Raw genomic sequence first — 20,281 nt, forward strand, 5'->3', positions numbered from 1 at the left:
CTCCAAACCGTACTCGACTCGTTCGCGCCGCCAGGCGCGCTCGCGCGCAGTGATACAGAGCCAAGGGCCGCCACCGCAAGGATTTGGTCAAGCCATTAATTTATAACGATATTTATCAGTCGGTTGGCTGATTGCTGCCGGGATGCCGGCAGGAAAGGGCGCGGTGCAGCACATCGGGAGCCACTTCGACGCCCATCAGATTGGCACGCCACAGGTCGGCCCCGTCCAGGTTGGCACCGGAGAGATTCGATCCCTTGAGATTGGCATCGGAGAGATCGGCGCCACTCAGATCGGCATCCTTGAGATGCGCGCCGGCAAGATTGCAGCCGGCCAGGTTGGCCCCCTGCAGCTTGCTTTCGGAGAGGTCGGCGCCGGAAAAGTCGCAGCCCGAGAGATTGGCCATGGATAGATCAAGACGCGGCAGCTTGAGGCCGGACAGATTGCGGCCGGTGAAGTCGGCCCGCTCGCCGCCATCGCCGCGCAGCCAGTCGTGATGGGCGCGCAGGATGTCCAGCAGCATGCGCAGGTTGCGCGACTTGGCCGCGCGCTCCGCCGCTTCGATCTCGGCCTTCTCCACCAGATTGACATGCGGCGGCAGGGCGGGAGCCAGCAGCTTCAGGCGAAGCTGACGCTCGGCATCGGCTTCGTCCTCGGCGAGGATTTCGCCGCGCAGGGTCGGCAGGCCTTTGCGTTGCTGGATGCGATAGACGAAAACCTTGGGCTGGGAATCGCCCTCTTGGGGCTGGTTCTCGTCCGACAAAGCCATGATGCGGGGATTCTCCCTGCCTGATCTGAACTGGGCGACTCACGCCCTTGCCGAAAACTATACCAAGCGATTGCTGCCCAGACCCTAAAGAAGAATGGTTAACGGGATATGTATGGAGACGTTCTGGCGCTGGCGTGGGATGCCGGCGCCCGCTATAGATTTTCGTGCTTTTCCAATATTCCACCTAAGTCCCCGAGCGAGATCATGAGCACGAATTCCTTTCTTCCCTACGGTCGCCAGAGCATCGATGCGGACGATCTGGCCGCGGTCGCCAGGGCGCTGCAGGCGGATTATCTGACGACCGGGCCGGGCGTCGGCCGTTTCGAGCAGGCTTTCGCCGAGATCGTTGGTGCGCGCTACGCCGTGGCCAGCAACAGCGGCACGGCGGCCCTGCATCTTGCCTGCATCGCGCTGGGGCTCGGGAAGGGCGACGCGGTCATCGTGCCGACGCTCACCTTCCTCGCCACGGCAAATGCCGCGCGCTTCTGCGGCGCTGATGTCATCTTTGCCGATGTTGATGCCGATAGCGGGCGCCTGACGCCAGCGACCTTGGAGGCAGCACTTGCGCGCGCGGGTTCGGCAAAGGTCAAGGCGGTGCTGCCGGTGCATCTCAACGGGCATTGCACGGACATGGCGACGATCCGCGCCATCACGGAAGCACGTGGAATCAAAATCGTCGAAGATGCCTGCCATGCCCTGGGGACCGTGCATCAATCCGGCAATAACAGCACGGCCAGAGTGGGAGCCTGCGCGCTGTCGGAACTGGCCTGCTTCTCGCTGCATCCAGTCAAGACGATGACGACGGGCGAGGGTGGCGTCACCACAACCAACGACCCCAAGCATTACAAGATCATGCAGCTCTATCGCAGCCACGGCATGGTGCGCGACCCGGCCGATTTCCGGCATCGCGATCTCGGCTTCGCGCCGGACGGACAGGCCAACCCCTGGTATTATGAGATGCAGGCGCTGGGCTGGAACTACCGCATCACCGATTTCGCCTGCGCATTGGGCGAGAGCCAGCTTGCCAAGCTGTCCCGCTTCATCGACCGGCGCCGGGAACTGACGGCGCTCTACGATGAACAACTGGCGCCGCTGACGCCACGCCTCAAGATCGTGCCGAAACAGCCAGGCGACAATGCAGCGCTGCATCTCTATGCGGTGCTCATCGATTTCGTCGGCATCGGCAAATCGCGCGCTCGGGTTGTGGCCGAGCTCAAGGCCATGGGCGTTGGCACGCAGGTGCATTACCTGCCGGTGCACCAGCAACCTTATTATCGCGATCTTTATGGCAAGCAGGATCTGCCGGGCGCCGATTCCTATTATGCGCGGCAGCTCTCCATCCCGCTCTATCCGGACATGCACGACAAGGATGTCGGCCGTGTGGTCGATGCCTTGCGGGCCGTGCTCGGCTGACCTAACGTGCGGGCAGCACCATGCAATTGAAGGGGAAGATCATGCTGAAGGAATTCCGGGACTTTGCCGTTCGCGGCAATGTGGTGGACCTTGCCGTCGGCATCATCATCGGCGCGGCCTTCACCGGCATCGTCAACTCGCTGGTCAAGGATATCATCATGCCGCCCATCGGCTTCGTCATGGGCGGCATCGATTTCAGCGACTTCTTCATAGCACTCAGCACCGAGCATTACGATACGCTGAAGGCGGCGCAGGATGCCGGAATCGTCACCATCAATTACGGCCTGTTTCTCAACGCCTGCATCAATTTCCTGATCGTGGCCTTTGCCATTTTCCTGCTGGTCAAGCAGATCAACCGCTTCAAGAAGGCGGAAGAGGCCGCTCCCCCGCCGGCACCCAGCGAGAGTGAAAAGCTGCTGGGCGAGATCCGCGACCTGCTGAAGAGCGGCCGCTGATTACTTGACGCAACCCAGGCTGTTGAAATCGGCTTCGGGCGCCTGGTCCGGATCGTCACTCTGCAAGCGGGCATGGCCGGCATTCTCGGCAATGAGGCGCTGAATGAGTGCGCGGTCCACGGCATTGTCGAGATGCGTGCTGGGGTCGGCGGCGATTGCATCGAGCACGCGCAAGTAAGTGACTTCGCCGCCATGCATGCCGTCGACGAATTCGCAAGGGTCGCTGGCGATGCTCGCCGGGTCGTGAAGGTCGAAGGTCAGCACGGGCAATGTCGTCAGGCGTCTTTGCAGTTCCTTGACGAGATTGGGTTCCGGCTGCGCCGACAGCCAATCGTGGATCGGCTTGGCCACGGGTGGCAGCAGCACGATCACTTCGGTGCCGGCTTCCTGCAGGCGCTGTACCAGCGCTTCGAGGCGCTGCCAGCTTTCCTCCGAGAATGGATTCCAGGGGGCGCGGTCGTTGTGCCTTGACTTGCGGGCGATATCTTTCAGAGTCTCGTCGAAGCCGATATCGTTGCCGCCGCCCTGCTCGGTAAGGACGCTGCCGTAATCATAATGCCCGAACGCGTCCCAGCCGGCATGTTTGAAACGGGCGGATATGCCGATGCCGGGGTTGAGCGCCGCCGGATCGAACAGCAAATTCGACAGATCGTCGAAGGACAGCGTGCCGTCCCACAGCCAGACGGGGAGCTGCGTCAACTCATGAAGCGTCAGCTGCGTTTCGGGCGAGGCATCGCTGGGGGCGTCGGGCCGGCGCATCTTGCTGAACCACCACCAATCGAGGACGATGATCATCTGCCTTGGCTGATAAACCTTGAGCATGGCATCGACGAAGATTTCTCCGGACTCGAGATCACGCATGGCGCCGCCGGCATTGAATGCCGAACCTCGCCAGGGTGCCGCCACGAACTGCATGGCGCGCGACGAACCGAGGAGGACGATGTCGGCTCGGCGGAGCGCCGCGCGTTCGATCTTGTAGGGGCGGGGCCGATAGAAGAGCGAGGAGCTGTAGTTGATTTCCTGCTCCTGCTGCAATGTTGCAGCGGCAATCGGATCGATCGTCTCGCCAGCGCGCCATAGAACGAGATAGGAAAGGCCCAGGCCTGCGAAAGCGACCGCGAGCGGCAGCGCGAAGAGCAGAGCGTAGCGAAGATAGCGAGCCATGGTCATCGCGCCTAGAATTGAAAATAGAGGAATTCGGATTGCCAACCCAGGATGGCGACGGCGCCGGCCGTCGCCACCAGGCCGGCGACCAGCGCCCAAGCGGTGACGGGGCGCCATTCCAGGCGGCGCTCGAACCGTCCCAGATGGCGCCGCGTCAGTGTCACCAGCTTCAGCGTGGGTGCATAGCGGCGGAAGATTTCGGTGCTGTTCGGCGCCAGCGTCGCGACAAGACCGGCGAGCAGAATGACCGGCCAGCCGTCGAGCGGCAGACCCGAGAGATTGGGTGCCTTGAGACCGAACCCATTGGCGCCAATCAGCGATGCGAGAACGCTATGCGCCGTGCCTATGTCGGGTGCGCGGAAATAGACCCAAGCCGCCATGACGCAGAGCGCTGTAATGAACCAGCCGACGGGTCGCGGCAGCGTGAAGCCCCGGTTCTTGGCAAAGCCCGACCACAGGCGCTGGATGGCAAGGAAAATACCATGCAGCGCTCCCCAGATGATGAAAGTCCAGCCGGCGCCGTGCCACAGGCCGCCGAGCAGCATGGTGAGGAAGAGATTGAGCATCTGTCGGGACGGACCACGGCGGTTGCCGCCCATCGGTATGTAGAGATAGTCGCGCAGGAACCGCGACAGGGTCATGTGCCAGCGGCGCCAGAAATCGGCGATGTTGACGGCCTTGTAGGGCGAATGGAAATTGGCGGGGAAACGGATGTTGAACATGCGGGCAAGACCGATCGCCATATCGGAATAGCCCGAGAAATCGAAATAGAGCTGCAGGCTATATGCCAATGCGCCCATCCAGGCTTCGACCAGGGTGAGGTCGGCGCCGCTTTGCGCAGCGGCGAAGGCCGGGTTGGCGACCTGGGCCAGCGTATCGGCGATGACAGTCTTCTTGAAAAGGCCGAGGCCGAAGAGCGAGACGCCCACCAGCAGGTTGATGGAGCGCGGGCGCAGGAATCCATCGGCGCGGATCTGCGGTATCGCTTCGTTGTGATGCACGATCGGTCCGGCAACTAATTGCGGGAAGAACGTCACGAACAGGCAGAAATCGGCGAAGCGGTAATGCCTGGCCGAGCGACTATAGGCATCGACCAGATAGGCGATCTGCTGGAATGTGTGAAAGGAGATGCCGAGCGGCAGGATGATGAGGCCGAGGGTGAGCTCGGTGCCGCTCAGATCATTGACGATGCCGAGGAAGAAATTGGCGTATTTGAAGTAGCCAAGCACAACCAGAATCGCGGCGATCGCCCCGGTGAGAATAAGCCGCCGCCGCCGATCGCCAAGGTCGGTCCGCTCAAGTTGTCGGCCGACGAGGAAGCTGAACACGATTTCGGCGAGGATGAGCAGGATATAGATCCAGTTCCACCAGGCGTAGAAGAATATCGACGCGAGCGTCAGAAAGCCGATGGCGACGTCGCGGGTGGCAATGCGGCCGAGCAGGAAGAACAAGGCCAGCGTCACCGGGAGGAACGCAAACATGAACGGATAAGAATTGAAGAGCATGCGTCATCGATCCTTGTCGCAACTGTCATGCCGGAAGAGAGCGTCGTGGGCTGCATCCGCCGGCAACAATTCGGCCACGCGCACATGTCCCGAATTGGAGCCGATCAGGCTTGTCACCATATCGCGATCGATGGCTTGGCTGAGATATGTCCCACCGAAATTGCCGATGGCGTCGAGCGTCCGCAGATAGGCCACTTCGCCGCCAGCGATATCGCTGGTGAACTCGCAATCGGTCGCGCCGAGCGCTGTTGCGTCCTGGAAGTCGAACACGCGCTGACCCAATGAGCGAATGGCATCGTTCGAGAGGGGGACCAGGCGATTTTCCGGATCCTGAGCCAGCGCACCGCGCATTGGCGATGCCATCGGCGGCAGCATGAGGATGACCTCGATCGATCCGCCGTTGAGTTCGGCGACAAGCGCGCCGAGTTGCGCGACGGATTCGCTTGACGGACCGACGTGGACATCTTCGATGCCGGCGGGCATGTCGCCGCCGCCGCCCGGGTGCATGGCGTTATCATAGCGGCCATAGGCATCCCAGCCTTCGCCGTTGAGGACCGCGAAGGCACCGATGCCGCGCGCCTCGCTGTTCGACGGCAGCAGCACCGCAAGCATCGCCCGCGGCGAGACCCGGCCCGTTACGAGCCATTGAAAGGGGTCGAACAATTGTTTCATGTAGCCAGGCGATGACGTGGCCGGTGCCGGTGCGGGGGGCAGATCCGGGTTGAACCACCAATAGTCCAGCCCGATAAGGATCGATTTTGGCGAATGCGCGGCGACGGCGCTTCGGGTGAAAGTGATCAGCTGCGCAAGCGAATTGGCGGCGCCGGCCGCATTGTAGACAGAGCCCGAAAAAGCTTCACCGGGAAGAGCCGCCAAGCGCCGCGAACCGACTACCAGAATGTCCGGCTGGTGCAGCGTGTAGCGCGCGAGCTTGTATACGAAGACACCGTCATCGGTCGCCGGTCCGTAGAGGCCACCATGGCGCTCCTGCAACTGCGCGGCGGTTTCGGGCGGCGTCGTTTCGCGCGCCAGCATCAGGATGATGGCACTGACGAGGGTGCCGAGCGCGACGGTCGCGACGACCGCGACCGAAAGGATGGCCATATTGCGCAAGCGCCGGCTGGGCCTGTGTCGCCAGACCCCGCGTCGAGGCGATCCGATGGCACGATTGGAAGGCATATTGCGGCGGGTCACCAGTGGCTGGGTTAAGTGGGGAGAATCAGTCGGTTGCACATTGCCAAGGACGGGGCCGGGTTATATCAATTGGCGGGCCCGCTGTCATGCGCCGCGGCGTCCGGAACTTCCTTGCCCATCAAAAGGTTAACCATGGCCCGATTCACCTTTTCCTGCATCGACGCACATACTTGCGGCAACCCTGTCAGGGTCGTCTCCGGCGGTGGGCCGCAGCTCGCGGGCGACAGCATGAGCGCGCGTCGTCAGCATTTTCTCAAGGAGTTCGACTGGATCCGCACCGGCTTGATGTTTGAGCCGCGCGGCCACGACATGATGTCGGGCAGCATCCTCTATCCGCCGACACGGCCGGACTGCGATGTTGCCATCCTGTTCATCGAGACCTCCGGCTGCCTGCCTATGTGCGGCCATGGCACGATCGGGACCGTGACGGTGGCGATTGAGAACGGATTGGTCCGCCCGAAGAAGCCGGGCGAGCTGCGCCTTGACACACCGGCGGGCCTGGTCGTCGCCACCTATGACCAGGTCGGCGAATATGTGGAATCAGTGCGCCTCACCAACGTGCCGGGTTTTCTGCATTCGGAAGGACTCGACATCGATTGTCCCGAGATCGGGCCGATCAAGGTCGATGTCGCCTATGGCGGTAATTTCTATTGCATCGTCGAACCGCAGGCCGGCTATCGCGACATGGCGGATTTCTCGGCCGGCGAGCTCATCGCCATGAGCCGCGAACTGCGCCGGCGCATGAACGAACGCTATACTTTCCAGCATCCCGACAACCCGACCATCCAGGGCCTGTCGCACATTCTGTGGACCGGCAAGCCGACGGTGGACGGGGCCGATGCGCGCAATGCCGTCTTCTATGGCGACAAGGCGATCGACCGCTCGCCCTGCGGCACCGGCACGTCGGCGCGCATGGCGCAGCTGGCGGCCAAGGGCAAGCTCAGGGTCGGCGACAATTTCGTCCATGAAAGCATCATCGGCTCGCTGTTCAAGGGCCGGGTCGAGCAGGCGGCGAGCGTCGGCAACAAGCCGGCCATCGTGCCATCGATCGAAGGCTGGGCGCGGGTCACGGGCTACAACACCATCTTCATCGACGATCGCGATCCGTATAAGCACGGTTTCCAGGTCATCTAATCAAGAAGCATCAACCCGGCTTGCGGGAACAGGGAGCATCTCATGGTCAAGACGTTCAAGGAATTTCCGACGCTCAACGTGCTCGATCACCCGCTCATTCAGCACAAGCTGTCGATGATGCGCGACAAGGGCACGCCGACGACCCTGTTCCGGCAGCTGCTGAAGGAGATCGCCCTGCTGATGGGCTACGAGCTCACGCGCGACCTGCCGATGACGACGCAGGAGATCGAAACGCCGCTGACCAGGATGGACGCGCCCGTGATCAAGGGCAAGAAGATCGCCGTGGTCCCGATCCTGCGCGCCGGCCTCGGCATGGCTGACGGCCTGATGGAACTCGTCCCGGCTGCGCGCATGGGGCATATCGGGCTCTACCGCGATCACGAAACGAAGCGGCCGGTCGAATATTTCGTGAAGCTGCCGGAGCCCGAAGGACGCATCTTCATCCTGGTCGATCCGATGCTGGCGACGGGCCACTCGGCCGCGGCGGCGATCGACACCCTCAACAAGCGCGGCATTCCCGACAGCAACATCCGCATGATGTCGCTGGTGGCCGCACCCGAAGGTGTCCGCGTGGTCCAGACGGCCCATCCGACCGTGCCGATCTTCGTGGCGGCCCTCGACTCCCACCTCAATGAAAACGCCTACATCGTGCCCGGTCTCGGCGATGCCGGCGACCGTCTCTTCGGCACGAAATAGAAATAGGGGGCGCCGCCATGGCCAAGGCCGACCTCATCCTCGCCATCGACCAGGGCACCACCAGCACGCGGGCGATCGCCTTTTCGTTGCGCGGCGAACCGCAGGCGACGGTGCAGAAGGAGCTGCCGCAGATCTATCCGGCCGACGGCTGGGTCGAGCATGATCCGGAAGAGATCTGGCGGGCGACCGTCGATGTCAGCAAGGGCGTCCTCGCCAAGGCCGGCGCCGAACGCATCGCCGCCATCGGCATCACCAACCAGCGCGAAACGACGGTGGTGTGGAACCGCAAGACCGGCAAGCCGGTGCACAATGCCATTGTCTGGCAGGACCGCCGCGGCGCGCCACTGTGCAAGAAGCTCATCGCCGACGGCATGGAACCGATGATCCAGGCGAAGACGGGCCTGCTCATCGACAGCTATTTCTCCGCCACCAAGGTCGCCTGGATCCTGGAGAATGTCGCCGGTGCCCGCGACGCGGCGGAGAAGGGTGAACTGGCGTTCGGCACGATCGATACTTTCCTGCTCTGGCGCCTCACCGGGGGCAAGGCGCATGCAACCGACGTTACCAACGCCTCGCGCACCATGCTGTGCGACATCCATAAACTGGCCTGGCATGACGAGCTGCTATCCTTGTTCAGGATTCCGCGCTCGATGCTGCCGGAGATCCGTGAGAATGCGGCGGCCTTCGGCATGACAGATCCGCGTGAATTGGGTGTCAGCCTGCCCGTGGCCGGCATGGCGGGCGACCAGCAGGCAGCACTCATCGGCCAGGCGTGCTTCAAGCCGGGCATGATCAAGAGCACTTACGGCACCGGCTGCTTCGCGCTGATGAACACGGGCGGCAAGGCTGTACTTTCCAGGAACCGGCTGCTGACCACCGTGGGCTACAAGCTCAAGGGCGAGACGGCCTATGCCAGCGAAGGCAGCATCTTCATCGCCGGCGCCGCCGTGCAATGGCTGCGCGACGGCCTGAAGCTCATCCATCAAGCGGGTGAAACCGAGGCGCTGGCGCGCTCCGTGCGCGGAACCGGCGGTGTCTATCTGGTGCCGGCTTTCACGGGCCTGGGTGCACCCTATTGGGATCCGATGGCGCGCGGTGCGCTGCTGGGCCTCACGCGCGATACCGGCATCGCCGAAATCGTGCGCGCAGCCCTCGAGGCCGTCTGCTACCAGACGCGCGACCTGATGAGTGCCATGACCAGCGATACCGGCACCGAGGTGCAGTCGTTGCGCGTCGATGGCGGCATGGTGCGCAACGATTGGGTCATGCAGTTCCTGGCCGATCTTCTCAACGTGCCGATCGGGCGCCCCGTCGTCGTGGAAACGACGGCCCTGGGTGCGGCGATCGCGGCGGGACTCGGTGTCGGCCTCATCCCGGACCTCAAGGCCGCCGCCGCGAACTGGCAGCAGGAACGCGAATTCCGCCCGGAAATGGCGGAGGTGGACCGCGAGAAACTCTATGCCGGCTGGAAAACGGCCATCGGGCGGATCCGCTCCTGATGCAGCTGTTCGAGGCCACAATGACGGGAGAACGGATGTTGGGCCATGTCGGGCGTAACGTCCTCAGTGTCGCTCTCCTGATCATGACCGCTGCCTGCGCCTCGTCCGAACCCGCGTCGAAGGGGCCGGCGGAGACCAGCGAGGGCCTATGGCGACTGAGCGGGACAAGGGATGCGCTTGTCGAATTGCATCACGCGCTCTCCGATGCGTGCCAGGCAAAGCTCGAAACACCGGATGACCTGCTAACATTGCCGGCCGGTCAGGCGGTCTGCGTGCGCTCGCGCCTGGTCGAAGCCTTCGATGCAGGAAAGGGCGCCAGCTCCTGCAGCCAGGGGCGCGACCTCCGGCAGTTCGTCAGCTGCATCCTGGAAGGGCAGTTTGTCGGCGCGGTGATCAAGAACAGCGGTTCCGCGGCCTTGCCGGTCGACGTGCAATGGGGCAGCCGTGACGCGCGCGGACAGCAGGCCAGCAAACTCATCAGCGACCGGATTCACGCATCATGTTTGACGCCAAGCAAGTCGGCCATGAAGGAATGCGTCGAAAGCTCGATGTTCCGCTATTTCGAAGTCAAGCCTGAGGCAATCGATTTCTGCCCGAGCAAGGAGCAGCGTGACATGTGCATCTATTGGGCTGGCTTTGCCCATTCGATCCGCCTGAAGCTTGATCGCGTGCATTCCTGATGAATGTCGCACGGTCAAGCAACCTTGGCGCGACAAAAATGCCATTTGCCGTCCAAAAAGAGCATCGTTAGTATTCTCCCCGGTACTGAAAATCGGGGGGCGGAATATGCGTGCGGTTACATCGGTGGGCGCGTCTGGACTACTCTTGCTGGCCTTGGCTGTCGCGGCCTGCCAGCCAAGTTCTCCCAAATCTACGTCTTCTGCCGCGACAATCGCGGCGCCGGCCGACAATTCCGCAAACGCTTCATCTTCCGCGCTCCGCAACGGCAAGTGGCAATCTACGGGCGTCTTTGATGAACGGTTGGAAGCCGCGACACAGAAGATGACGTTGAATGCGGTCACTGCCTGCATGAGCGGCGGCAGCGCCGGGTTGATGGATTGTGTCACTGATAACTTGGTGATGGCGATAGATCCCAGCGGCAATGCCAAGAACCATTGTTCCGACCAGCCGGACGCCGACGCTCGGTTTCAATGTGCCTTCGACGGCACCGTTGTCATGAATCTTCGAAAGAAGAGCGGCATTGAGATGTCAGACAGTGCCTGGACAAATTTTCAAAAATCCATGCAGGATGAGTTACTGACGATGGCCATTCACGAGTCTTTTGATTGCGCGAAATTGCACGACCCCAAGAGCAGGGCTTTCCGTGAATGCATGTTGGAGAGGATACTCACCAAGATGGACGCGCAACCCGAGATGGGAGAACCGTGCTTGACGCTCGAAACGGACGAGAAGTTCGGCCAATGCGTCGGCGAGGCCGGCTTGGTCAATCTGCTGGAAGTCGCCGCGGCGCGGGCAATCTGATGCAGCCGAGGGCAGCTGCGCCGCCTCGAATCCAGCCGTCGGCGTGGAGAACATTCTACCTTCTTTTGACGATGATTCTCGCCTTGATCGGGTGCACGCCTACGACGAAGACGGCCACAACCAGTCCCGTTGCCGCTTCATCAACTGATGCGAGGATGGACGCGTCTCTCGCGGTGCAGGAAATGCGGGCGCGATTGATGACGGCTTGTACTGAAACGGACCCCAGCAGGATGGGAGCTACCGCTCTCTATTTCGTCGGCTACGTGAGCGATATCAAGGCATGCTTTCGAGAAAAGCTGACTGCGGCCTTCGCCAATTCTGAAGGGATCGAGCATTGTGCTGCAGAGCAGGACCTTGGCGACTACGCCGTATGCATTGCGAAGGGCGATTGGCTCAACATGCTGCGTCGTGGTGCCGGCATCCCAGGTTCACTCTCGGCGGATGAATGGCAAGACCTCGACAGGGCAGTAATGCTTACCGCAGAGGAATTGTCGGTACGGTCATTTGCGACCTGTACTGGAAAAACCGGCGCTCAGCGTGGGGACTGCCTCTCGGAGATATTCGTAAAGTCTTTCAATATTCCTCCCGACGATGTCGCCCTGTGCCGGGGTGATATTCTCGTGCAAATGAGGTGCATCGGGTACAAAGCTGTGACCCGCTACCTGCGCGACAAGGCGATGTTGATCTGGTGAACTAGCGGGGTTTAATCCAATCTCTGAGATCCCCCAGCGCGCGCCGACTGAGGCGCGGTTTGCGGGCGGATTTCCATTCGCGCAGTTGCGCCTTGGTGAGACCCTCCGGCGCGTCGATTTCGGGGAAGAGGCCGAAATTGACGTTCATGGGCTGGAAGGTCTTGGCATCGGCCTGGCCGGTGATGTGGCCGATGAGGGCGCCCAGTGCCGTCGTGAGCGGTGGCGGTGGCAGGTCGCTGCCCAGCCGCTCGGCGGCGGCGAAGCGGCCGGCCAGCAGGCCGATGGCCGCACTTTCGACATAGCCTTCGACGCCGGTGACTTGGCCGGCAAAGCGCAGGCGCTTCTGTGCCTTGAGGCGCAGCGACCCATCCAGCAGCTTGGGGCTGTTGATGAAGGTGTTGCGGTGGAGGCCACCGAGGCGCGCGAATTCGGCGTTCTCGAGGCCCGGGATCATGCGGAAGACACGGACCTGTTCGGCGTATTTCAACTTCGTCTGAAAGCCGACCATGTTGTAGAGCGTGCCCAGCGCATTGTCCTGCCGCAGCTGCACGACGGCATAGGGGCGCCGCTGTTCCCTGGGATCAAAGAGGCCAATGGGCTTCATCGGGCCGAAGCGCAAGGTGTTGGGCCCTCGTGCTGCCATGATCTCAATGGGCAGGCAGCCTTCGAAATAGGGCGTGCCTTCCCACTCCTTGAACTCGGTCTTCTCGCCGGCGAGGATCGCCTCGATGAAGGCCAGATATTGCGGCTTGTCGAGCGGGCAGTTGATGTAATCGGCGCCGTCGCCCTCGGGGCCGACCTTGTCATAGCGCGACTGAAACCAGGCCTTCTCCAGATCGATGCTGTCCTTGTGCACGATCGGCGCAATCGCATCGAAGAAACTCAAGCTGGCTTCGCCGGTCAATTGCAGGATGGCCTCGGCGAGGGCGGGCGAGGTGAGGGGACCGGTGGCGATGATGACGCTGTCCCAATCCTCGGGTGGCAATCCGCCGATCTCGCCCCGTTCGAAGGTGACGAGGGGGTGCGACGTCAGAGCGGCGGTGACACGTTCGGCAAATCCGTCGCGGTCGACGGCGAGCGCGCCGCCCGCCGGCAATTTGCTGGCATCGGCCGATTTGAGGATCAAAGAGCCGGCGCGGCGCATTTCCTCGTGCAGCAGGCCCACCGCATTGTTCTCCGCATCGTCCGAGCGGAAGGAGTTGGAGCAGACCAGTTCGGCGCAGCGGTCGGTCTGGTGCGCGTCGGTGCCGCGTTGGGGCCGCATCTCGTGGAGAATGACCGGCACGCCGGCCGAGACCAGCTGCCAGGTGGCCTCGGACCCGGCGAGGCCGGCGCCGATGACGTGGATGGGTTTGGTTTTGTTCGCGTTCATGCGGCGGGTCATAGCGCCCATTGCGTCCATGGGCAAGGCCAGGCGCCAGGATTGACAATCGGCGCGCCCGACGGAACGATAAAGCGCGTGCCATCAAGGAGATACAGATGCTGAACTTCCTCAATCCCCCTTCGGCGCCGCCACCCTTCAGCCGCTATTCGCAGATGGTCTCGGCACCCGAGAACTATCGCTGGCTCTATATCAGCGGGCAGGTCGGCTGCGACCGGGATCATAAGACGGCCAAGGGTTTCGAGGCGCAGGCGGAACTGGCGTGGAGCAATCTGGCTGCCTGCCTGGAAGCCGACGGCATGAATGTCCAGGATCTGGTCAAGGTCAATATCATTCTCACCCGTGCCGGCGATGTGCCGGCTTCGCGCATCGCGCGGGATAAGATCCTCGCCGGCGCCCAGCCGGCCTCGACACTCATCGTGGTGACATCGCTGGCCAATCCGGAATGGTTGATCGAGGTCGAGGGTATTGCAGCCAGGGCAGCGTAGCCCCGGCCAGCCAACTGCCGCACCATCGCCATGCATCCCCTTGGGGAGGGAGAGCATGGCGGAGACCGGACCTGACAAACGCCGCCACCCGCGCCGAAAAATACTGAGGGGCGCCAAGGCGGTCTTCAATAACGGCGCCAGTCTTTACGATTGCCAGGTGCGCGACTGGTCGGAATCCGGCGCGCGGCTGGTCTTTCCAGGCCTGACCCCGCTGCCGCACCTTTTCACCCTGCGCCTCAGCGACGGCAGCGAGTATCCATGCGAAGTGGTCCGCGCCGACGGTGTCGTGGTCGGCGTACGGTTTGCGGGCAGTTAGAACGCCTCATGGTTTGACGGAAACGTTGTCTCTCTTTCCGTCATCCCCGGGTCAAGCCCGGGGATGACGGAGGAAGGCGCGCGATTCTGAGTGACGTTGAAACGCTCTAGTCCGACATCACACCGGCTGATCGATGCCCTCGTCCTGCAGCATCTGCGCGTAAGCGGGGCGGGCCATCGCCGAGCGCACCAGCTTGTTGAGATGCGGATAGATGTGGCCGGGCTTGGGCATCTTGCGCGTCCAGCGGATCAGCATCGCGAGGAAATAGTCGCAGGCATAGAAATTGGCACCGCACAGATACGGGCCTTTCCTGGCCAGTTCACCATCGAGGAACGACCAGATCCTCGCCAGACGCTCTTCGGCCTTCGCTTTCATCCTGGCCTGCGCGTCTGCGCCATCGACATAGTTCTCAGAATGCCACCAGTGCATCGACGCTTCCTGGGGCGTGTTGGTGAGATAGGCCATCCATTGCAGGTAGAGACCCCGATCGGCATGGGTGATGGTGGGGGCGAGCTTCGCCTCCGGATGCCGCTCGGTCAGAAACTCGCAGATGGCGGCACTCTCATACATGACCTTGCCGTCATCATAGATCAGCGTCGGCACCCGGCCATGCGGGTTGAGCTTCATATATTCCGGGCTCTTCTGCTCGTTCTTTTCGTCATCGATCAGGATGAACTCGGCCTCGACGCCCATCTCGACCATCATCGCATGCGCCGCCATCGCGGCACTGCCCGGGCTGTAGAAGAGCTTGTACATCGCTACCCCCTCGCGGCCTTCTTCTTCACGCGCTTGCTCAAATAGGGCGCCAGATACTGGCCGGTATAGCTGCCGGGCGTATCGGCCACATCTTCCGGCGTGCCTTCGGCGACGATGCGGCCGCCTTTGTCGCCGCCCTCCGGCCCCAGGTCGATGATCCAGTCGGCCACCTTGATGACTTCGAGATTGTGCTCGATGACGACAATGGTGTTACCCTGGTCGACGAGGTGCTGCAGCACTTCGAGGAGCTTGCGCACATCCTCGAAATGGAGGCCTGTGGTGGGCTCGTCGAGGATATAGAGCGTGCGGCCGGTGGCGCGGCGGGAAAGCTCCTTGGCGAGCTTCACGCGCTGCGCCTCGCCGCCGGAGAGGGTCGTCGCCGCCTGGCCGATATGGACATAGCCGAGGCCCACCTGGTTGAGCATGGCGAGCTTGTCGCGGATGGCGGGGACCGCCTTGAAGAACTCGACGCCTTCCTCGACCGTCATGTCGAGCACGTCGGCGACCGACTTGCCCTTGAAATGCACCTCGAGCGTTTCACGGTTGTAGCGCTTGCCCTTGCACTGGTCGCATTGCACATAGACGTCGGGCAGGAAGTGCATCTCGATCTTGATGACGCCGTCGCCCTCGCAGGCCTCGCAGCGGCCGCCCTTGACGTTGAAGGAGAAGCGCCCGGCCTTGTAGCCACGCGCCTGGGCGTCGGGGAGCCCCGCGAACCATTCGCGGATCGGCGTGAAGGCGCCGGTATAGGTGGCGGGGTTCGAGCGTGGCGTGCGGCCGATCGGCGACTGGTCGATGTCGATGACCTTGTCGAGGAATTCGATGCCCTCGATGCGGTCATGTTCTCCTGGATGCGTGCGCGCGTCATGCAGGCGCTTGGCCAGCGCATTGTAGAGCGTCTCGATGATGAGGGTCGACTTGCCGCCGCCCGAGACGCCGGTGACGCAGGTCATGGTGCCCAGTGGAATATCGACGCTGATATTCTTGAGGTTGTTGTGCTTGGCGCCGACGATGCGGATCCTGGCCTGTTTGCCGGCGCCCTTGCGGCGCTCGCTCGGGATCTCGATCTTGCGGCTGCCGTTGAGATATTGCGCGGTGAGGCTGTTGCTCTTCATCACCTCGGCGGGCGTGCCTTCGGCGACGACCTTGCCGCCATGGATGCCGGCGGCCGGTCCCATGTCGATGAGGTAATCGGCATTGCGGATGGCATCCTCGTCATGCTCGACGACCAGCACCGTGTTGCCGAGATCGCGCAAGCGCTTCAGGGTCGCCAGCAGCCGGTCATTGTCGCGCTGATGGAGGCCGATGGACGGTTCGTCCAGCACATAGAGCACGCCGGTTAACCCTGAGCCAATCTGCGAGGCCAGCCGGATGCGCTGGCTCTCGCCGCCGGACAGCGTTGCCGAGGCCCGGGAGAGCGTCAGGTATTCGAGGCCCACTGAGTTCAAGAAGCCCAACCGCTCGTTGATCTCCTTCAGGATGCGATAGGCGATATCGTTCTGCTTCTTGGTGAGCTTCTTCGCCAGGCTGCCGAACCAATCGGCCGCCTGCAGGATGGAGAAGTCGGAAATGTCGGCGATGTTCTTCTTGTCGATCTTCACGGCCAGCGCTTCCGGCTTCAGGCGCCGGCCTTCGCAGGCTTCGCAGGGGCTGGTCGATTGGAAGCGCCCCAACTCGTCGCGCACCCAATTGCTGTCGGTCTCGCGGAAGCGGCGTTCCATATTGGTGATGACGCCCTCGAACGGCCGCGTCGTCTTGTAGGAGCGCGTGCCGTCGTCGAAGGACATGGTGACGGTTTCCTCGCCCGAACCGAACAGGATGATGTCGCGGATCTTCTTCGGCAGATCCTTCCAGGCGGTCGCCAGCGAGAATTTGTAATGCTTGGCGAGGCTTTCCAGTGCCTGATTGTAATATTGCGAGGTTGAATTGGCCCAGGGCGCGATGGCGCCCTCGCGGAGCGACTTGGCTGTGTCCGGCACGACCATCTCGGGGTCGAAATAGAGCTTCTCGCCCAATCCGTCGCAGACCGGGCAGGCGCCGAACGGGTTGTTGAAGGAGAAGAGGCGCGGCTCGATCTCATCGATGGTGAAGCCGGAGACCGGGCAGGCGAAGCGCGAGGAGAAGAGGATGCGCTCATCAGGCTTGTCGGCATAATCGGCGAACAGCAATCCGTCAGCCAATCCGAGCGCCGTCTCGACGCTGCCGGCGAGGCGTGTTTCCAGTCCAGGTTTCACGGCGATGCGGTCGACCACCACTTCGATATCGTGCTTCAGCTTCTTATTGAGGTTCGGCACATCGCCGATCTCATGGATCTTGCCGTCGACCCGCACGCGCTGGAAGCCGCGCTTCTGCAGATCCTGGAATTCCTTCTTGTATTCGCCCTTGCGGCCCCGCGCGATCGGTGCCAGCAGGAGGAGGCGCGTGCCCTCGGGCAGGCCCATGATGCGGTCGACCATCTGGGTGATGGTCTGGCTCTCGATGGGCAGGCCGGTGGCCGGCGAATATGGGATGCCGACGCGCGCGAACAGCAGGCGCATGTAATCGTAGATCTCGGTGACCGTGCCGACGGTCGAGCGCGGGTTCTTCGAGGTCGTCTTCTGCTCGATGGAAATGGCCGGCGACAGGCCTTCGATCGAATCCACGTCCGGCTTCTGCATCAGTTCCAGGAACTGCCGGGCATAAGCGGAGAGGCTCTCGACATAGCGCCGCTGGCCTTCGGCGTAGATTGTGTCGAAGGCCAGGGACGATTTCCCCGAGCCGGAGAGCCCGGTGATGACGACCAGGGAATCCCTGGGCAGGTCGACATCGACGTTCTTCAGATTGTGCTCGCGCGCGCCGCGGACGGAAATCTTGTGCCCAGTCAATTGGTTAGCCATGCGATCGGTCTTTTCGGGAGCTGGAATCGGGAGCGGCCGGCGGCCACCTTTGGGCGGCATCATAGCGGCCTTCTCGGCGCCGCAATACCCCTTTTGTTCTTCTTTCCAGGATGCTAGGAAAATGCCCGGCGAAGCGCTATACGGGCGCGACATTTCAATCGGATTCCAGCAGGGGGCAGCGTCATGGCGGGCAGCGTCAACAAGGTCATTCTCATCGGCAATCTGGGGCGCGACCCCGAGATTCGCTCGACCCAGGACGGGACGAAGGTCGCCAACCTGTCCATCGCCACCTCGGAGTCCTGGCGCGACAAGAGCTCGGGCGAGCGTCGCGAAAAGACCGAATGGCACCGCGTCGTGATCTTCAACGAGCGCCTGGTCGATGTGGCCGAGCGTTTCCTGAAGAAGGGCTCCAAGGTCTATCTCGAAGGCCAGTTGCAGACCCGCAAATGGACCGACCAGTCGGGCGCCGAAAAATACACGACCGAAGTCGTCCTGCAGCGCTTCCGCGGTGAACTCACCATGCTCGACGGCAAGGGTGAGGGCGGCGGCGGTATGTCCGACAATGGCGATGCCGGCTATGGCGGCGGCGGTTATGGCGGCGGCTCGTCCGGCGGCGGTGGCTTCGGCGGCGGTTCGTCGGGTGGTGGTGGCCGCGGCGGCGATCTCGACGACGATATCCCGTTCTAAGAAGGTGGCGTTCGTGCCGCGCCGCATTTTCCCTGGCGCGGCCGAACCATCTGGCTCATGCATCCGGCAGGGTGAAGACGGCGCAGGGGGCCGCGATGCCGCGCAGGAGGTGGTCGCCCAGCGGCACCAGCGGCGTCGCGGTCTGGGCTGCGACCGCGCCTGAGACCAGAACAGAGCGGCCGAGCGGCCGGCACAATCCCTCCAGGCGGCTGACAAGATTGACCGCGGGGCCGATAGCGGTGAAATCCAGCCGGTCGATGGCGCCGATATTGCCCCACAGCATCTCGCCGACATGCAGTGCCGCGCCGAAGGGCAGCGGTGGCAACCCCTGCGCCTGCCGTACTGCATCGAGATGGGCCATGCCGGCACGGGCGGCGGCGACAGCACGTAAAGCAGCATCGCACGCCTCGGTCGGCGTCCCGGTGACCGGAAATATCGCCAGCACGCCATCGCCGATGAACTTCAGCACCTCGCCGCCGAAGGCGTGTACTGCCCCGGCGACGCGGTCGAACCAGGCATCGAGGGCGGCAATCATCGCCGTTGGCTCCGTCGCCTCGGATAAAGCGGTGAAGTCGCGCAGATCGGCATAGAGCAACGCCGCGCGGATGGTTTCCCCGGTGCCACGGCGCAGCGCGCCGGCCCGCACCCGGGCGGCACTGCGCCGGCCGAGATAGGCTTCGAGCAAAGTCTCCTGGGCGGCTCGTGCGGCCAGGGCGGCAAGTGGCGCCGCGACGAAGCGCGCGATCTGGTGCAGCCGGCTCACTTCGGCGGGGCCGAATGGCCGCGTGCCGGCCCAGCCCAGCACGGGGCTGTCCGGTGCCAGGCCAATCGCGTCCTCCTGCACCGGGCCAATTCCGGCCAGCCAGTCGCGCCCGGCCTGGTGCGGACTGCCGGCGAACCCCAGCGCTTCGATCACGGCTCCGGTTTCAGCGCGCCAAAGCCAGGTGCGGCGGGCGACGATCGGATGCGGCACGGCGAGCATCAGGGCGCCACCCGCCAGCGGCAGGCCACCGGCGAGCAGCCGGCCGCCGAGTTCGGCAAGGAACCGGTCGGGACCGGGTGAGGCGCCGGCCTCGTCGACCAGCCAAGCGAGAGGTGCAGGCATATCCATGCCGTGATCATGCGGCTGCCGGCCCGGCCTGTCACCCCCGGCCTGTCACTCCCTGGCCCCGGCTGGGCTAGGAAGAATCAGCCCTCGCGATTGCGGTCCGGGCCTGGATCGCGTCCGGCCGCGACCTCGGCCAGCCGGCCAAGATAGTGGGTCCAGCCCTTCGCGTGACCCTCGCATTGCTCGGCATTGGGCAGGCCGGTATGGGTGAAGCGCAGCAGCGTTCCGTCCGGCTGCTCGATCAGGTCGATCTCGACCAGGCTCGATCCCGGCGGGACCGTCTCGCTGCCGTCCCAGCCGAAGCTGTAGGCCAGGCGGTGTACCGGCACCACCTCGCGAAAATAGCCGCGGGCGACCTTCCGCCCCGTAACATTGACAAGATAGAGCCCGCCGGTCCGCGGCTCGACCTGCGCCTCCGTTCCCATCCAGCGGAGGATTTTCTCCGGATCGGTGAGGAGAGCGAACACCGCGGCAGGCGGCGCCGGAATATGTGTCTCGCGACGGACGACGAGGGCTTCTGGCATCGATCTTCTCCATGGTTGCGGCAATGGGAGCGATCACGAACGAGGGCGCCTCGCGGCTCTTCGCACTGTACTCGATACGACGCGCTGGCGATATCCGAAGGACAAGTTAGGGCCGCATGTCGAACGGCGGAAGTGACAAATGTGG

Annotated in this window: 20 protein-coding genes; 11 read left to right on the forward strand and 9 right to left on the reverse strand. The window is 63.0% G+C overall.

What is annotated here, in order from left to right:
- Positions 1-115: 115 nt before the first annotated feature.
- On the reverse strand, positions 116-766 hold the full coding sequence (locus ACE3TY_RS01970) for a pentapeptide repeat-containing protein (RefSeq protein WP_374650407.1): 651 nt from the start codon (positions 764-766) through the stop codon (positions 116-118).
- 204 nt (positions 767-970) lie between these two features.
- Here ACE3TY_RS01970 and pseC point away from each other — a divergent pair, with 204 nt between their 5' ends.
- Positions 971-2,179, forward strand: coding sequence for a UDP-4-amino-4,6-dideoxy-N-acetyl-beta-L-altrosamine transaminase (pseC, locus tag ACE3TY_RS01975; RefSeq protein ID WP_374650409.1), 1,209 nt, complete (start codon positions 971-973; stop codon positions 2,177-2,179).
- 41 nt (positions 2,180-2,220) lie between these two features.
- Positions 2,221-2,634 (forward strand): large conductance mechanosensitive channel protein MscL, encoded by a 414-nt coding sequence (gene mscL, locus ACE3TY_RS01980; RefSeq protein ID WP_374650411.1) that lies wholly within the window; start codon positions 2,221-2,223, stop codon positions 2,632-2,634.
- Here the strand turns inward: mscL and ACE3TY_RS01985 are convergent, their stop codons facing one another.
- Genes ACE3TY_RS01985 through ACE3TY_RS01995 form a run of 3 tightly spaced genes read right to left on the reverse strand, consistent with a single transcriptional unit; the run spans position 2,635 to position 6,407 of the window.
- Positions 2,635-3,798: a hypothetical protein gene (locus ACE3TY_RS01985; protein ID WP_374650413.1), complete on the reverse strand. Its 1,164-nt coding sequence runs from the start codon at positions 3,796-3,798 to the stop codon at positions 2,635-2,637.
- 11 nt (positions 3,799-3,809) lie between these two features.
- A complete protein-coding gene (locus ACE3TY_RS01990; RefSeq protein ID WP_374650415.1) occupies positions 3,810-5,303 on the reverse strand; it encodes an MBOAT family protein in 1,494 nt (497 codons plus the stop codon).
- Positions 5,304-5,306: 3 nt separating this feature from the next.
- A complete protein-coding gene (locus tag ACE3TY_RS01995; RefSeq protein ID WP_374650417.1) occupies positions 5,307-6,407 on the reverse strand; it encodes a hypothetical protein in 1,101 nt (366 codons plus the stop codon).
- A gap of 222 nt (positions 6,408-6,629) precedes the next feature.
- On the opposite strand from ACE3TY_RS01995, the gene ACE3TY_RS02000 reads away from it, so the two are divergent.
- From ACE3TY_RS02000 to ACE3TY_RS02025, 6 genes are all read left to right on the forward strand, one after another.
- Entirely contained in the window at positions 6,630-7,631 is a 1,002-nt protein-coding gene (locus tag ACE3TY_RS02000; RefSeq protein WP_374650419.1) for a 4-hydroxyproline epimerase, read from the forward strand.
- A gap of 42 nt (positions 7,632-7,673) precedes the next feature.
- Complete coding sequence (gene upp / locus ACE3TY_RS02005) at positions 7,674-8,327, forward strand: uracil phosphoribosyltransferase (protein ID WP_374650420.1); 654 nt, start codon at positions 7,674-7,676, stop codon at positions 8,325-8,327.
- A 17-nt stretch (positions 8,328-8,344) separates the two neighbouring features.
- Complete coding sequence (glpK, locus tag ACE3TY_RS02010; protein WP_374650422.1) at positions 8,345-9,826, forward strand: glycerol kinase GlpK; 1,482 nt, start codon at positions 8,345-8,347, stop codon at positions 9,824-9,826.
- Entirely contained in the window at positions 9,826-10,506 is a 681-nt protein-coding gene (locus ACE3TY_RS02015) for a hypothetical protein (protein ID WP_374650424.1), read from the forward strand. Before glpK ends, ACE3TY_RS02015 begins: the two co-directional genes overlap by 1 nt.
- 106 nt (positions 10,507-10,612) lie before the next feature.
- Entirely contained in the window at positions 10,613-11,308 is a 696-nt protein-coding gene (locus ACE3TY_RS02020) for a hypothetical protein (RefSeq protein ID WP_374650426.1), read from the forward strand.
- Positions 11,309-11,463: 155 nt separating this feature from the next.
- A complete protein-coding gene (locus tag ACE3TY_RS02025) occupies positions 11,464-12,000 on the forward strand; it encodes a hypothetical protein (protein WP_374650428.1) in 537 nt (178 codons plus the stop codon).
- 1 nt (position 12,001) lies between these two features.
- Here ACE3TY_RS02025 and trmFO read toward each other — a convergent pair whose 3' ends face one another.
- On the reverse strand, positions 12,002-13,372 hold the full coding sequence (gene trmFO, locus ACE3TY_RS02030; RefSeq protein WP_374650429.1) for a methylenetetrahydrofolate--tRNA-(uracil(54)-C(5))-methyltransferase (FADH(2)-oxidizing) TrmFO: 1,371 nt from the start codon (positions 13,370-13,372) through the stop codon (positions 12,002-12,004).
- A 107-nt stretch (positions 13,373-13,479) separates the two neighbouring features.
- Here trmFO and ACE3TY_RS02035 point away from each other — a divergent pair, with 107 nt between their 5' ends.
- Together ACE3TY_RS02035 and ACE3TY_RS02040 are read left to right on the forward strand one after the other, a co-directional pair.
- Entirely contained in the window at positions 13,480-13,869 is a 390-nt protein-coding gene (locus ACE3TY_RS02035) for a RidA family protein (protein WP_374650431.1), read from the forward strand.
- A 55-nt stretch (positions 13,870-13,924) separates the two neighbouring features.
- Positions 13,925-14,185, forward strand: coding sequence for a PilZ domain-containing protein (locus ACE3TY_RS02040; protein WP_374650433.1), 261 nt, complete (start codon positions 13,925-13,927; stop codon positions 14,183-14,185).
- A 117-nt stretch (positions 14,186-14,302) separates the two neighbouring features.
- On the opposite strand, the gene ACE3TY_RS02045 is transcribed toward ACE3TY_RS02040, so the two are convergent.
- Both ACE3TY_RS02045 and uvrA read right to left on the reverse strand, forming a co-directional pair.
- Positions 14,303-14,941 (reverse strand): glutathione S-transferase family protein, encoded by a 639-nt coding sequence (locus tag ACE3TY_RS02045; RefSeq protein ID WP_374650435.1) that lies wholly within the window; start codon positions 14,939-14,941, stop codon positions 14,303-14,305.
- A 2-nt stretch (positions 14,942-14,943) separates the two neighbouring features.
- Positions 14,944-17,817: an excinuclease ABC subunit UvrA gene (gene uvrA, locus ACE3TY_RS02050; RefSeq protein WP_374650437.1), complete on the reverse strand. Its 2,874-nt coding sequence runs from the start codon at positions 17,815-17,817 to the stop codon at positions 14,944-14,946.
- 183 nt (positions 17,818-18,000) lie between these two features.
- Here uvrA and ACE3TY_RS02055 point away from each other — a divergent pair, with 183 nt between their 5' ends.
- Positions 18,001-18,504: a single-stranded DNA-binding protein gene (locus tag ACE3TY_RS02055; protein ID WP_374650439.1), complete on the forward strand. Its 504-nt coding sequence runs from the start codon at positions 18,001-18,003 to the stop codon at positions 18,502-18,504.
- Positions 18,505-18,559: 55 nt separating this feature from the next.
- Here the strand turns inward: ACE3TY_RS02055 and ACE3TY_RS02060 are convergent, their stop codons facing one another.
- Positions 18,560-19,615, reverse strand: coding sequence for an adenylate/guanylate cyclase domain-containing protein (locus ACE3TY_RS02060; protein WP_374650441.1), 1,056 nt, complete (start codon positions 19,613-19,615; stop codon positions 18,560-18,562).
- 77 nt (positions 19,616-19,692) lie between these two features.
- On the reverse strand, positions 19,693-20,136 hold the full coding sequence (locus tag ACE3TY_RS02065) for an SRPBCC domain-containing protein (protein WP_374650443.1): 444 nt from the start codon (positions 20,134-20,136) through the stop codon (positions 19,693-19,695).
- Positions 20,137-20,281 lie beyond the last annotated feature (145 nt).

It is taken from the genome of Dongia sp. (genome assembly GCF_041918875.1).
Classification (GTDB): Bacteria; Pseudomonadota; Alphaproteobacteria; order Dongiales; family Dongiaceae; genus Dongia.